Raw genomic sequence first — 14,298 nt, 5'->3', positions numbered from 1 at the left:
ATTTCTTCACGGCGGATAATACCCGCTACGCTTAGAGAGGGAACAATATCCTCCGGGGGAATGATGAAAAACACACAAAACGATAATGAAAACCAGGTTGAGAGTGATGAGAGTGAACAGGGTGAAGAGATTGAGGTTGATGAAGAGGCCCTGCCCTCTCGCGCTGCCGCTGTTCACGAACAGATCCGCCAGGAGGGAGAAAAAGAGCTGGAGCGCGATGCCCTGGCGCTGCTGTTCTCCGCCATAGCAGCAGGATTGTCGATGGGCGCATCGCTGATGGCCAAAGGGATTTTTCAGGTCAATCTGCATGATGTTCCCGGCGGTTTTTTGCTGGAAAATCTCGGCTATACCTTCGGGTTTATCATTGTGATTATGGCGCGCCAGCAGCTGTTTACTGAAAACACCGTAACGGCTGTACTGCCGGTGATGCATAAACCGAGCGGCGGTAATTTCCTGTTGCTGATGCGTTTATGGGGGCTGGTACTAGGCGGCAACCTGATCGGCACGGCGCTGGCCGCGCTGGCATTCAACCATATGCCGATTTTTGACGACGCGGTGCGCGATGCTTTTGTCAATATCAGTCAAAAGGTAATGGAGAACAGCCCGGGCGAGATGTTTGCTAATGCGGTAGTTTCTGGCTGGATTATTGCCACCATGGTCTGGATGTTTCCATCCGCAGGCGCCGCGAAGATTTGGGTGATTGTACTGATGACCTGGCTGGTAGCGCTGGGCGATCTTGCGCATATTGTGGTGGGTTCGGTAGAGATTTTCTATCTGGTGTTTAATGGCGATCTTCCGTGGCAGCAGTTTATCTGGCCGTTTGCCCTTCCCACCCTGGCGGGCAATATTATCGGCGGCACCTTTATCTTTGCCCTGATCAGCCATGCACAGATCCGTAATGATATGAGCAACAAAGCCAAAGCAAAAGCGGCGGCTGAAGCGAAGCGTCAACAGAAGAAACTGGCAGAAAATCATCCGGATTGATGGTAAAGTGCGCAGTCAGGCGGTTAAGTGGTTAATCTGCGGCATTAAATAGGCTATACTGCGCGCCGCTGTCTCCTTAGTTAAATGGATATAACGAGCCCCTCCTAAGGGCTAGTTGCAGGTTCGATTCCTGCAGGGGACACCATTTTATCATTACCTCGCGTTACTCCTCATAACCAAAAACCTCTCATAGCGTGCATTAACAATGATTGCTTGTTACCTGGCATTATTACCCGGCATGAACTGACTACACCGAATTTTTTCCGGGCATATTGTGGGCACTTAATAAAATGCCCAAGGATTATGCCCGCATGCTGACGGTTAAGCAGATAGATAACGCCAAACCAAAAGATAGAGCTTACTGAATGGCCGATGCCGGGGGGGTATTTTTATTCGCCCCCCATCAGGGAAAAAAGTGTGGCGACTGAGGTACCGATTTGAAGGGAGAGAGAAGACGCTTGTTATAGGGTCATAACCCGGCTGTCTGCAACCAGTTCAACCTGGCTTGCAGTTGTGGAATGAACTCGTTGAGCCAGTACAGCGAAGAAACATATCCCGATGACATTCCACCACGACTAAAGCGCTCAACAAAGAAATCGTTGTCACCGACACGGCTAATCAATGATTTTCCGGTTAATGCCTGAAACGCCGCCGAAATAATATCGGCTAATTCATCAGTATCTTTTGGCAGGCTCACCTGGCACAAGGATTGTCGCATCTCCAGCCACAAGAAGAGGTCGCCGCGCAATCCCCACTGAGTGGGTGAAGGTTCAAATAGATCGGATACCGTGGCCCACTCACTCTCCACAAGGTTATGTTCTGCTTGTGCAGTACGGCAAATAAGCGGGAAAAATGTTTGCCCGAAAAATGCAGGATTAACGTCAAATGAAAAGCCTTGTGCTGCGTCGAATTTAATCATTTTTTCAGCATTTATAGTTTGCCCGGTTAACGCAAAAAAGAGGTGATGTAGTCTGTTCTCAAGCTCTTCTAATTTATCCGGGCGTAGTTCCACACCGAAGGCTGCTATCAGTTTATCAACCAAAATCAGATTTCCGTCATACACCTCAAATATCTGTGGCTCAGTGAGCACCACCTTTCTTATGATTTGCGCGATCGTCACTTTTTTTGGGAAAAGAATATATTCAAGATCAGGCCGCTTATGCTTTTCAATCACGATGTCATAGGCCGTCTGACGTCTGGAGTGAGTAGTTATGCTTCGGTCAGCCCCAAGGAATAACAACTCACCAATAACCGGTAGAGTAGCACCATGCCATGCAGCCTGATGCAGCGGTGTATAACCTTTCGGTTCGCTGGGAAGGTTTATCAGATGAGGATAATTCCGAAGAACAGGTAACAGCGTATCCCATTCTCCCAGGAAGGCGAGCTTCAACACCTTATCGTTAACTGACATCGTTCTTGCCCTTCTTATTCAGACTGTTCCGTGTTCCAGTGTGGAAAATAACGCTTCAATTTATCGATAGTATGTCGCCATCTTGGTGCCGTTGGCCTGCAGACCGTGTTCTGATTACCAAAGAAGCCGACCTCACTCGCCGCCTCTTGTTCACTGCGGGTTTCCAGCCACTTCACGGGGACAAAATACTCGGACTTATCGGGGTCATCTGCATTGCGGTGATAGAGATCGCTGTACTTGAGCACCTCCATCGCTCGCTTTTCACCGTCTTCAGTGTTGATGGTGAAGCTACTGGCAGGCTCAACGGCACTCTGTACCAGCCCTGCGCCCACATAACCTGTTTTAGGAATGTTGACCCAGACGCGGTCGCCCGGCTGGAGTTGTTTTAGCGTCTGGCTGTACCAGCTGCCACCGCCTGCGCTAATAAAACCGTAGCGACGAGCCTCTTCCCATACGCGGCTTTGTGGATCGCCGAACGAAACGTAAAACTCACCGTTCCAGGGCTCTTTCGCATTAGAGCTTGCGGCAGTAGCCTGTGCCGCATTGGTTTGCGTTTCGCCAGGATCGATAAGCCAGGCACGGCTTAAAAACTGCTCATCACCGTGCTGGAATACCTTGAAAAACAGGACGTTAATAGAAATACCTTTCTTGCTGAGATAGTCGACGATGCGCTCGGTGGAGGGATCCAGCTCCGCCGCCACAATAATGATTTGATGCGACTGATTGAGCGATTCTTCTTCCAGTTCGGCATTAAAGCGTTGTTTAAATGCCTGCCCTAAATTTCCGCCACCAGAGAATTTTTCATAGATCTGCGACAGGCGATCGGCGGTTAAATCATCCACCCAGGAGGCCTAATCCAGTGCCTGCGCCACCACGTCACGCGGCGTACGGTCGCGTTTAAGCTCAATCAGGATCAGCGAGGCATCCGGCGCAATCGCCAGCAGATCGATACGCCCTTTATCGAGCGTATTTTCCTGATGCCCGATGATCATCCACTGATCGGAGAGGATAGTGGGGTCGTTTAAAATCATCTTCTCCAGCAGTTGCTCGCTGGCAAGTTTGCTGATAGTTAGCGGCTGAGGACTATCTCCCACCCGCCAGATAGCATGATGAACCGGCATCGTCTGTTCCTTAGCACCTGAGCCAGCAGGCGTTATTGTTGCAGCCAGTTTGGACCCGGACAGCGCGGAAGAACCGGAGCTTACGCGCAGTACGTGAGGATTCTGAGCACTGCCCAGGGCCAAAATGGCGAATAAAATAGCCTGAAGTACAGGCGCTTAGTTTAATGCAGCATCAGTGAGCGCATCCGCCAGGTGGAGCTGGGTTTGCTGGACGGATTGCAGACGGGATTTAAGGGATTCACAGAATTTTGTCAACTCATTAACTTTATTGACAATTTTACTTTGCTCTTTGACTGGTGGAAGCGGAAGAACCAAGCAACTTATTGCGCCTAAGAAAAGATTAGCTTGCGCAGATTTCTTTGATCTTTTAACCATTTGAGTTTGTAAAAACGGTGATTGAAGTGAACTCATCAGATAGTGAAGATTTAATTGCCCGTTAACAGGCCGAATCATAGCGGCACTTCTGACCATTGAATATGCATCATTCTTATCGACCATCGCTATTCGACCTATACTTCCTGAACAGGATATCAATATATCCCCAATACTAGGATCGCAGCGACCTCTTATTTTATTAAAAACTTCAGTAGGAACATAATCAACATCCCGAAGGGAAATCCCATCATTTGTAACATTCCTTGCCGAGAGCAAATAGTGGCCAGATTCACTTCTTTGAGGGGTTGAATGCTCACCATCAGTGATTTTGCTACAGATATCTTGAACCTGTACCCACTCCCATCCCTCCGGTAACTCAAATGGTTTTTCATCCTCACTGATTGGCGGCAACGGTTTTTGCTTTTTAATTTTTCCTTCTTTCACCAGTCGCGCTTTCTCCTGCTCAATACGTTTAAGCAGTTCAGATGCCGGTTCGTCGCTAGGATCCTGCGGCACCAGTTTACCCATTACCGCCAGTTGCAGAATGGTTTGCTTAAGCGCATCGATACTCGCTTCGGTGGTAAACAGCGTGTCGAAATACTGGCTGATTCGTACCCAGTTTTCGGCGAGCTCTTCGGCATTTTGGCTATCGATCAGCGTTGCCAGCAGGGTTTCTACCAGTTGCAGATGCGCATCCAGACTGGACAGAGATTGCTGTTCCAGTTGGTCGCAAAGGGACATAAGTTCATCAACTTTGGAGACCACTTTATGCTGTTCATTAATTGGTGCTATTGGTAATATTATTGCCTTCAAAGTATTACCATTTACATTTGGCTGCCCCGTACCGGACGTTCCATCGTAAAGTTGCTGCCAATATAGCTGACTGCCTAAAAATACTTTTGTAAACCCAGCCTGCATAGGACTCAGATATTTCAATCTTATTAAATAGGATGCAAATACTGAAGAAACATTCATATTCTCAACCAAATATGATTTTCCTACAGTCCCACCTGTACGAGCAATAACAATATCATTGTTATTTAGCTTATATTGCTCAACCATTCTTTCACTGATGTCGCAACCGGGAACCGTTCCCCAATTAACTTTATCATCTTGAATGTCTGTTATTCTCAGTAACTTTACTTCTTTAGTTTCATCCGCAGAAGCTGTGTATCCATAATGAATATCAGCCATAATATCGATGAGCCTTACCCACTCCCACCCCACCGGCAATTCAAAAGGCTTTTCATCCTCGCTAATTTCCGGCAAAGGCTTCTGCTTTTTAATCTTCCCCTGCTTCACCAGATCCGCTTTCTCAGCGGCAATACGCTTCAGTAATTCAGATGCCGGCTCATCATTCGGATCCTGAGGCACCAGTTTGCCGCGCACCGCCAGCTCCAGAATCAGCTCGCGCAGTTTCTTAATGCCGTAGAGATCGATTTTGCCATTACGACCCCGCCCCGCTGTGGAGCGAGTTTGCAGCGCAGAAGTCCATGTATCAATATATTGGGTGATCAGTTTTTCAACAGCCATCAGTTTGCCCCTTTACCAGCCAGAGCCGCACCGAGGATATCGCGCAGCTGGTTACGCAGCTCGCTGATTTCCGCCTGCTGCGTCTGGTACTGCGCCAGCAGCTCGTCCGGGTCGTGGCTGATGGTTTCGCCCTGGTAAGGGTTTTTGATATCGAGGTTAAAGTTGCGGGCAATGATGTCGTCGATGCTGACTTTCCACGCCTGGTTGTTCTCTTCGCGGCTGGCAAAACCGTCAGCTTCACTGCCCCACCAGTCGATTTCGGTCTGAAACTCTTCAAACTTCATTGGTTTGGTTTTGCTGTAGTTCTTCACACCATTCGGGTACGGGTGCTCGTAGAACCACACCTCTTTGGTTGGCTGACCTTTGGTAAAGAACAGAATATTGGTTTTGATACCGGTGTAGGGGTTAAACACGCCATTCGGTAACCGTACGATGGTGTGCAGATTGCACTCTTCGGTGAGCAGCTTTTTGATTTTAGTTTTTACGCCTTCACCAAACAGCGTACCGTCCGGCAATACCACCGCCGCGCGGCCTTTGTTGGCCAGCACTTCGATAATCAGCTGCAGGAACAGGTCAGCGGTTTCACGGGTCTGCATCTCTGCCGGGAAATTTTTCTCAATACCGTCTTCTTCGGTGCCGCCAAACGGCGGGTTAGTGACGATCACGTCTAGCTGCTCATCCCACGAGGAAAGCGGCTTGTTAAGCGTGTTGTCGTGGCGAATTTGTACCGGTACTTCAATGCCGTGCAGCAGCATATTGGTGGTGCACAGCAGGTGCGGAAGCTGCTTTTTCTCTACGCCATAGATCTGCTTTTGCAGGGTTTTATGATCTTCGGTGGTGTGAACGTAATGCTCTTTTACATGATCGAATGCGCAGGCAAGAAAGCCACCGGTACCGCACGCCGGATCCATAATCGACTCACCGAGTTTCGGGTCAAGACGGTTAACCATAAAACGCGTCACCGCACGCGGGGTGTAGAACTCACCCGCATTACCGGCACTTTGCAGGTCGCGCAGGATCTGCTCGTAGATATCGCCAAACAGATGGCGCTCAGAGCTGCTGCTAAAGTCGATTTCATTGAGCTTGTTGATCACCTGGCGCAGCAGCGTACCGTTTTTCATATAGTTGTAGGCATCGCTGAACGCCTGTTTAACCACAAAGCCACGCGGGTTCTTATCGATCGGCACGGTGAGGTTTTTCAGCGTCGGGAACAGGTCGTCGTTCACAAACTCCAGCAGTGCATCACCGGTGATACCCTCGCTGTTCGCCGCCCAGCTACGCCACAGGTAACGTTTTGGGATCGGGAACTGGTAATCATCCTGCTCCAGTTCCAGCTCTTCTTCCTGGGTATCAAAAATCTTCAGGAACAGCAGCCAGGAAAGCTGCCCCAGACGCTGGGCATCGCCGTCCACACCGGCGTCTTTACGCATAATGTCCTGAAGGGATTTAATGACTGAGCTAATCGACATGTTTTCTTTCCATACTTAAAAAAGGATGCCACCGGACACAGACGCGGCCAGTGGCAATATATTTATGCGTTATCAGGCTGTACGCGACGGTAGCTGGTAGATTTCGTTCTCCAGTTCGTTGACTGCTTTCTCATACGCCTTTTTGTCACCAAAGCGGGTTTTGATGATTTCTATCGGACGACCCAGCGTATCGAACGGCTTCAGTTTGAGTACCTGGACATCCTCGATTTCCTGCACGCCTTCATCGGCGTATTTATCCAGCAGAGTATTGAGCACCTGCTGCGCGGGTTCGGCGTATTTCATAAAATAATTACGCTTACGCACGTTAGCCGCGCGTTCCTGACGCGTTAACGGCGGCTGACCGTACACCACATGGCAGAGCAAATCAAACGGGTCGAGATCTTTACCTACCTCTTCGGCTAACACATCCCACAGGATCCCAAGTTGCTCCAGCTCTTCGATAATGACCTGTTTACGTGGAGCATCCTGCCATTTGCGCACGAAGCTATCCAGTGAGGCGTATTCGCTGTCTTTGAGCATTGTTTTACGGGTGTAATCCTGAAAGGATTCTGTCACCAATTTGCCGTCAGAGTCGTAATACTGAACGCGTTTAGCCAGCACTTTTACATCTACGCCGTTCACATGGAACTTACGGACTTTGTTTTCGTCATCGTCGTGAAACTCGCCGCTTCCTGCGCTCTTGTCATGGGTAACCTGATATTCTGCACCGTCTTCTCGAGCTTCACTGGCAACGTTATCACCGTCATTAATGCTATCTTCCGCATCTAGCCGTTGTTTAAAATCGGAATTTTCATCGGAGATGTCGCCAGGTTTTACCACCAGCACTTTTTCCGGTACACCATCAAAGCGCTCATCGGCAAACAGCTCGGTCGCTTTTTTAAAATCGAGAATGGTGAACCACAGCTTGCCGTACTTTTCATTAATACGCGTACCGCGCCCGATGATCTGTTTGAATTTAGTCATCGACTGGATGTTTTGATCCAGTACCACCAGCTTGCAGGTCTGCGCATCGACACCGGTGGTCATCAGCTCTGACGTTGTCGCAATAACCGGGTAAGGTTTTTTAGGATCGATAAAGTTATCCAGCTGCGCCTTGCCGATATCATCGTCGCCGGTGATTTTCATCACGTACTTTTCGTTCTTCAACACCTGCTCAGGGTTGAGCACCACCAGCGCATGGCGCATGCGGTCGGCGTGATCGATGTCGTTACAGAAAACGATGGTTTTATCCATCGGGTTGGTACGTTTAAGGTAATCAGTGATGGTCTGCGCCACCAGCATGGTGCGTTCATCAATCACCAGCGTGCGGTCAAAATCTTTCAGGTTATAGATACGGTCTTCAATCTCTTCGCCGTATTTATCCAGCTGGCCTTTAATGGGCCGCCAGCCCTGTACATCAACGTCGATATCAACGCGTACCACTTTGTAAGGGGCGAGGAAACCGTCTTCAATACCCTCTTTCAGCGAATAGGTGTAAACCGGCTCACCGAAGTAATCGATATTAGAGACATCTTCCGTCTCTTTTGGCGTTGCCGTCAGACCGACCTGAGTGGCGCTACCGAAATAGTCCAGAATCTCGCGCCAGGCTGAATCCTCAGACGCACTGCCACGGTGGCATTCGTCAATCACAATCAGGTCAAAGAAATCCGGAGCCACCTGCTTATAGGCCTTTTGATGCTCCTCTGGCCCGGTAATGGCCTGGTAAAGCGCCAGATGGACTTCGTAAGCCGGGTCAATGGTGCGCCCGGTAACTTTGGTCATCGCCGTGCCGAAAGGCTGGAAATCGTTGCGTTTGGTCTGATCGACCAGAATGTTGCGATCGGCGAGAAACAGGATGCGCTGTTTATTTTTCGCTTTCCACAGCCGCCAGATAATCTGGAATGCGGTGTAGGTTTTGCCCGTCCCGGTAGCCATCACCAGCAGAATGCGGTTCTTTCCTGCCGACACGGCATCTACCGTTCGGTTGATGGCCTGCATCTGATAGTAACGGGGAGATTTCCCGCTGCCGCTGTCGAAATAGTCCTGACTGATAACCGGCAACTGCTCCTGAGTGAACCCTTTCCAGACACAGTATTTTTGCCAGAGCTGCTCCGGCGTTGGGAAATCACTGAGGGCAATTTCAGATTCGAGCTGCTGTGGATTAGTTTTATCGTGGAAAATAAACCCGTCACCATTGGAAGCAAACACAAAGGGCACATCAAGCAGACTGGCGTAGTCCAGACCCTGCTGCATCCCTTTGCTGATGGCATGTTTATTTGCTTTGGCTTCGATAACCGCTAACGGCAAGTTCGGCTTGTGGTACAGCACGATATCGGCAGATTTCACTTTGATACGCGAGGCCAGTTTGCCACGAACGACAATCTTGCCATCACGCAGTTTCACTTCCTGACGAATCTGCACCAAATCATCCCAGCCAGCCTCCTTTACCGCAGGAAGGATAAACTTGCTGATAATATCTGTTTCAGTCAGGTGCGTTTTGTTTACGCCAGCCATAGCAGAGCACTCCATGATATTGTGTTAGCTCTGATTTTACACAGATTAGTGCGTTACGTAATGACCTGAAACGAAGTTTTGGGCAATGGGCCACTAATATATCAGCCAGCCGTCACCTCAAAATTGCAGTGACCTCTTTTTTGAGGCTAACTTTAGTTGGAGAAAGTTAGCGTACCCTGCCGAATATCTTAAAACTAAACGTCTGATGGTATATTTGATGAGATGCAGCAATAATCCATCAAATTTTTATTGATTAAATGTCAATATGTTAAATAAAAATTCGACTCCTGCCGGGGCACCATTTCACAGTTCGCCACCCTCCGCAGTAATAACGCTGAGGAGGAGTCCTCAGCGCATCCACAGACTTAGCTACACCTCTCTAGCCACCAAAGACCAGCGTCGTTGACTTCGCCCCTGCGTTAGCGGTAGTGAAGGTTTTCGCTTCCGCCGCCGTTTTAGCGCTGTAAGCGTAGTTAGATGAGGCAGTCCACTGGCTCTTAGGTGATATCTGATTAGTAATAGCCGGCACGCTGCCGGTGTCAGTAAAGGTGCCGCTACCTTTATCATCCAGCATGCCTTTATTCGCACTGCCCTCACCGAAGTAATTATTTTCAGAGAGGATTTTGGCGTTCTGCGCGAGGGTGAAGCCAAGCTGGAACTTGTTAATATAGTTACTGTAAACGTGGAAGTAACCGTAGCGCATCAGACCCGGTGCTCTGACTTCCATATTATCAAAGTAGCTGTGGCAAATGGTCAGATGCGGATAGCCATTGTAGGCGGCATTGTTATCATCTGCCGGATGACCCAGGATCAGACCATATTTATGATTGCCAAAGTAGCAGTTGCTGATGGTCGCATAGTCGGCCTTCTCACCGATATAGAGCAGCTTATCGAGGCTACCATCCCCGTCTGACCAGGTATGGCCAACAAATGAGCAGTGATCTATCCAGTATTTACTGCCGTAGTTCAGATAGAGCTGAATATCATCATTATCTTTGATATTCACCGAATGCTGAAAAATAAGATTCTGGAAAATAATATTTTGTGAGGATGATGTTGCACGGAAATGGATATTATTCAGCGTGCGATTCTGGAACGAACCAATGATGGTTTTATTCGCACCCAGGTTGACCTTGGTCAGCGTCGTTGCGGTAATATTGCTGTTAATCACCAGCACCTGTGCGGTACTGTCGCCCGCATACTGGTTAAGCTGGGCCAGCGTATTAATTTCCACCACCGAACCATTCCATCCGCCAGTTACATTCGCTGCTTTTGCAAAACCGACCAGACCATTTAATTTGCTTGTTGGATATGTCATAAAAGCCCTTATACGCATCGCGTTATTTAATTAAAAAATATCGTCGTATGACATCCTGTCGATTAAGCCATTAACGTGATTTCAATTTCAGCGCTATTGGCCTACCCGTCAGAAACCGGGTATGGGCTATTTATACGCTATGGTAAAAACACTGAGCCAGTGAGTTTATATCGCTGGTGGACAGGCAGACACGGGGGGGAATTTGAGCAGAGGAAGCCAATAGAATAAATAATAATGCCCCTGAAAAGGGGCACCGGGTCAGGCATGGGACATGATAAAACCAACAAAGATACCCACCAGACAACCAACAGCAATCTCCGGAAGGCTATGACCAATACGTTCCCTCAGGCCAGAAGGGGAAATTTTATTAATCGCTTTAGCCTGCTTCTCAACCTGCTTACGTAAACTCTTAGCATCAAGCAGGACGATGTATGCAAGGGTAAGGGCTACGCCAAATGCCGGGTTATCGATACCATTCCTGAAGCCTATTAGTGCCACCATACTCATCACGATGGAAGAGTGATTACTCGGCATGCCACCATAGCCAATCAGGCTAAAGGCCAGCTTCTTTTCGCGAATACTGTTAATTGCAAATTTGGTAACACCGGTTACAAACCAGGCAACAAACGGGGTTAATAAATAGGCGTAAGTCATTCTATTTCCTTAAGGCCACAGCACATACAGGCAGGTACCGACCCATGCCAAAATTGTTAACATAAGCGGGAAATCAGATAACAGCGAGTCCGTCGGTGATTCTCCGCCTTCCAGTGAATCGACGTTATACCAGTATCTGAAAAGCCCGAACAGCACTAAAGGAATCGTTACCGTTAATCCGGGGTGTTCCGAAATCACATACAAACTGTAGAAAACCAGCGCGCCGGTGGCTGAGATTTCCGAGTACCGGGACACCAGCTGTACGGAGTATTTCTCCAGAACATCCCGTGACTCCGATCCACTTTTCAGTAACTCCTGCTGCCTTTTGATGGAAGCAAGGTAGAGAGCCAGGCATAGCGTGGTGATAAACATCCACTGCGATAGCTCAACCCCGAGAATCATGGCACCTGCCATGGTACGGAGAACAAAGCCAATCGCGATGCAGAAAATATCCACCACCGGCACATGCTTCAGTTTGTATGAGTAGGCGATATTAAGCGCCAGATAACCCAGGATAACCGGTGCTATCTGCGGATAACAGACGAGAGAAGCAATGATGATGAGATAGAGCACCGCCAGCAGCATCCATGCCTGTTTTTTTGAGACCCACCCCGACGCAAGGGGTCTCTTAAGGCGCTTTTTCGGGTGCGATCTGTCTTTCTCGATATCATTGATGTCATTAAGTACATAAACGGCTGATGAGGCCAGGCAAAAGATGCCCATAGCGATAACGGAAAGAGTGATGGACTTAACGTTCATAAAACTGCTGGAAAAGACTAAGGGAGCCATCACAAACAAATTTTTTATCCACTGCTTCGGTCTGATCAGATTGACCAGGCCCAAAGGTAAGGATTTTGCTTTATAAGGTGTATTTTCGGTCATGTTTCTTTAAGTTTATGGTAAGGATCTTTAGCAGATGATAACATTCCATAAAAATCATGTCTTTAGCGGTGTGCACATGGGAATAATCTATATTGTAATCAGCGGCTTATGCAGCTCTCTTGCGGGCGCAATGCTGAAATTAGGTGCAAATAAGAAACAATATTTGAGCCTGATCGACTACTGGCCGCATGTAACGGCCGTGGGTTTTTATTTCGTTGGATTTGTCTTTTATTTCCTTGCTCTTTCAAAAATGACCCTGACGGTCGCTTATCCTATTATGGTTTCCAGTGCCATACTTTTTGTAATGTTTATGGGCGCGGTGTGGTTTTCGGAACCAATAACTTTAATGAAGATTTTCGGCGCATCCCTGATTATTGCCGGTGTTATTGTTGTCAATATGGCTTAGTAAGAGGTTATAGTGCAAAAAGAACTGTTAAATAAATGGAATTATAGTAGTCAGTTTGTACTGCTGTTTTTTGTAATCACCAGCATTCTGTCGATCATTAAACAGCTGGCCGTGCACTACTCCTTAATTGATGGGGTGCATTCTGTCTTTATTCTTTCGCTAATAATAACCACCGCACTGTTGTGCGCAATTCGCAAGAAAATTGACATCTGGGTATTACTGCCTGTTGTATTCTTGGTTATATCATGTGTTCAGGCTTATATTTATCCAGATCAGAGCTGGGATGGGCTGGCATATCACCAAAAGGCCGCATGGTATCTGATGCATGGCGGCAATCTTCTCTTTGATGGCGATGCAGGAAACTACTGGGTCGCACTTTACCCTAAATCAACATGGTTTTATGCCGGGGAGTTAGGTGCTCAACTGGGAAGTATGCAGTTTAGCAGCTCATATCAGTTATTGATTGGCTTCGGAATGTACTCTTATGTCATTTACTTTTTCGAGAAGAATGGCTACTCCCCGATAGCAGCTCATATTTTTGCGTTTATGAGCCTGATGAGCCCAATATTTATCGCCCAGTCATTCAGCTATTATGTCGATGCGATGATGGGATTTTTAGCTCTGGTGATGATGCTATCATCTATTGAATATGGCAACCGCAGACAAACAAGCGATGCGCTAACCCTTATCCTTGCTTCGATAATCGTGGTTAATATCAAGTTTTCTGGCTTCCTGTATGTCGGTGCCTGTTTCTTGATTCTTGGCCTCAGAAGCCTGCCGAAAGTGAAAGAAACCTTAAAAGTATGTGGCATTTTTGCCATATTCTTAGTGGTAGGTGTCGGTGTTATAGGGGCTAACCCCTACGTAAAAAACCTTGCCGAGGGGAAAAGTATATTCTATCCATTATTTGGTGAAGGCAAAAAAGACATTATCACTTTTGCTCAACCTGTCTCATTCAGCAGTATGAACAGGTTTGAAAAACTGTTTATCTCTACTTTTTCCAAAAGTGAGAATATCAATAAAGCAGCGGGCACAGAACCAACATTCAAAATCCCCGGCGCAGTATCTAAAAACGAAATTGCCAACCTTCATCATGAAGATCTCAGAATCGCAGGATTTGGCCCTTTATATTCACTTTGCCTGATTATGGCGATAGCGTTCCTTCTCTTCAGCAGAGGCATTGACCGTAACTGTAAGCTACTGCTTGTTCTTATCGTGCTGTGTACCCTGCTAAACCCGGAATCATGGTGGGCGAGATATGCGCCTCATCTGTACACCCTACTGCTACTTCCACTGCTGTATATCAAGCCTGGCGAACGCTTTAAGTTGAGCACTGCATATATCGGATTACTTATTGCCGTGATGCTCTTCAATGTCGGCTTAATGACCAAAGCGCGCATTAATGCATCCAGATCTTTCAACAATGGTCTTAACTGGATTCTCAATAGCTGCCCGGAAGGCGTACTGCATGTCACGCCCTTAAATAACTTTATTGTAGAACCACTACTGCAACGAGGAAGCGGTCGCTATGTGATGGATGAGACCAGGCAGGAAGGGGCGAAAGATTATAAGCGGAAGTTTTCCTATCTCTGCGTCAGGTAAGGTGTCTGGCTTAATTATCATTAGCCAGA

10 protein-coding genes, 1 tRNA gene and 2 pseudogenes are annotated in these 14,298 nt (G+C 47.8%); 5 read left to right on the top strand and 8 right to left on the bottom strand.

From position 1 onward, the window contains the following. Nucleotides 1-60 precede the first annotated feature (60 nt). The 3 genes and pseudogenes from GN242_RS05995 to GN242_RS21730 all read left to right on the top strand — a co-directional run. On the top strand, nucleotides 61-984 hold the full coding sequence (locus GN242_RS05995; protein ID WP_374189817.1) for a formate/nitrite transporter family protein: 924 nt from the start codon (nucleotides 61-63) through the stop codon (nucleotides 982-984). A 70-nt stretch (nucleotides 985-1,054) separates the two neighbouring features. After that, a tRNA-Arg gene (locus GN242_RS05990) sits at nucleotides 1,055-1,129 on the top strand. A gap of 166 nt (nucleotides 1,130-1,295) precedes the next feature. Further along, nucleotides 1,296-1,453 (top strand): annotated as a pseudogene (locus GN242_RS21730) (Arm DNA-binding domain-containing protein); the annotation flags it as partial. Here GN242_RS21730 and GN242_RS05985 read toward each other — a convergent pair. From GN242_RS05985 to GN242_RS05945, 8 genes and pseudogenes are all read right to left on the bottom strand, one after another. Next, entirely contained in the window at nucleotides 1,454-2,395 is a 942-nt protein-coding gene (locus tag GN242_RS05985) for an ankyrin repeat domain-containing protein (protein ID WP_156287053.1), read from the bottom strand. A 14-nt stretch (nucleotides 2,396-2,409) separates the two neighbouring features. After that, nucleotides 2,410-3,516 (bottom strand): annotated as a pseudogene (locus GN242_RS05980) (DUF8606 domain-containing protein). A 156-nt stretch (nucleotides 3,517-3,672) separates the two neighbouring features. After that, a complete protein-coding gene (locus GN242_RS05970) occupies nucleotides 3,673-5,424 on the bottom strand; it encodes a restriction endonuclease subunit S (protein ID WP_197094768.1) in 1,752 nt (583 codons plus the stop codon). After that, nucleotides 5,424-6,893, bottom strand: coding sequence for an N-6 DNA methylase (locus tag GN242_RS05965; protein WP_156287051.1), 1,470 nt, complete (start codon nucleotides 6,891-6,893; stop codon nucleotides 5,424-5,426). The genes GN242_RS05970 and GN242_RS05965 overlap by 1 nt, the downstream gene beginning before the upstream one ends. A 72-nt stretch (nucleotides 6,894-6,965) precedes the next feature. Continuing rightward, nucleotides 6,966-9,407 (bottom strand): EcoAI/FtnUII family type I restriction enzme subunit R, encoded by a 2,442-nt coding sequence (hsdR, locus tag GN242_RS05960; protein ID WP_156287050.1) that lies wholly within the window; start codon nucleotides 9,405-9,407, stop codon nucleotides 6,966-6,968. A gap of 379 nt (nucleotides 9,408-9,786) precedes the next feature. Beyond that, on the bottom strand, nucleotides 9,787-10,725 hold the full coding sequence (locus tag GN242_RS05955; protein ID WP_154754016.1) for a pectate lyase family protein: 939 nt from the start codon (nucleotides 10,723-10,725) through the stop codon (nucleotides 9,787-9,789). Nucleotides 10,726-10,983: 258 nt separating this feature from the next. Next, on the bottom strand, nucleotides 10,984-11,379 hold the full coding sequence (locus tag GN242_RS05950) for a divergent PAP2 family protein (protein WP_156287049.1): 396 nt from the start codon (nucleotides 11,377-11,379) through the stop codon (nucleotides 10,984-10,986). Between the two features lie 9 nt (nucleotides 11,380-11,388). Continuing rightward, nucleotides 11,389-12,261, bottom strand: a complete 873-nt coding sequence (locus GN242_RS05945; RefSeq protein WP_156287048.1) for a decaprenyl-phosphate phosphoribosyltransferase — start codon at nucleotides 12,259-12,261, stop codon at nucleotides 11,389-11,391. A gap of 34 nt (nucleotides 12,262-12,295) precedes the next feature. Here GN242_RS05945 and GN242_RS05940 point away from each other — a divergent pair, with 34 nt between their 5' ends. Continuing rightward, on the top strand, nucleotides 12,296-12,667 hold the full coding sequence (locus GN242_RS05940) for a DMT family transporter (RefSeq protein ID WP_154754019.1): 372 nt from the start codon (nucleotides 12,296-12,298) through the stop codon (nucleotides 12,665-12,667). Between the two features lie 12 nt (nucleotides 12,668-12,679). Beyond that, nucleotides 12,680-14,269 (top strand): hypothetical protein, encoded by a 1,590-nt coding sequence (locus tag GN242_RS05935; protein ID WP_156287047.1) that lies wholly within the window; start codon nucleotides 12,680-12,682, stop codon nucleotides 14,267-14,269. The last annotated feature ends 29 nt before the right edge of the window (nucleotides 14,270-14,298 follow it).

This window comes from Erwinia sorbitola (genome assembly GCF_009738185.1).
GTDB classification, from domain to species: domain Bacteria; phylum Pseudomonadota; class Gammaproteobacteria; order Enterobacterales; family Enterobacteriaceae; genus Erwinia; species Erwinia sorbitola.
The sequence above is the reverse complement of the archived record's forward strand: the minus strand, read 5'-3'. Positions and strand labels throughout refer to the sequence as shown.

Bases quoted from the DNA above. Each gene is read 5' to 3' on its own strand.
- GN242_RS05985 (WP_156287053.1), bottom strand. From the start codon at position 2,395: ATGTCAGTTAACGATAAGGTGTTGAAGCTCGCCTTCCTGGGAGAATGG.
- hsdR (WP_156287050.1), bottom strand. From the start codon at position 9,407: ATGGCTGGCGTAAACAAAACGCACCTGACTGAAACAGATATTATCAGC.
- GN242_RS05945 (WP_156287048.1), bottom strand. From the start codon at position 12,261: ATGACCGAAAATACACCTTATAAAGCAAAATCCTTACCTTTGGGCCTG.
- GN242_RS05940 (WP_154754019.1), top strand. From the start codon at position 12,296: ATGATAACATTCCATAAAAATCATGTCTTTAGCGGTGTGCACATGGGA.
- GN242_RS05965 (WP_156287051.1), bottom strand. From the start codon at position 6,893: ATGTCGATTAGCTCAGTCATTAAATCCCTTCAGGACATTATGCGTAAA.
- GN242_RS05950 (WP_156287049.1), bottom strand. From the start codon at position 11,379: ATGACTTACGCCTATTTATTAACCCCGTTTGTTGCCTGGTTTGTAACC.
- GN242_RS05995 (WP_374189817.1), top strand. From the start codon at position 61: ATGATGAAAAACACACAAAACGATAATGAAAACCAGGTTGAGAGTGAT.
- GN242_RS05970 (WP_197094768.1), bottom strand. From the start codon at position 5,424: ATGGCTGTTGAAAAACTGATCACCCAATATATTGATACATGGACTTCT.
- GN242_RS05955 (WP_154754016.1), bottom strand. From the start codon at position 10,725: ATGACATATCCAACAAGCAAATTAAATGGTCTGGTCGGTTTTGCAAAA.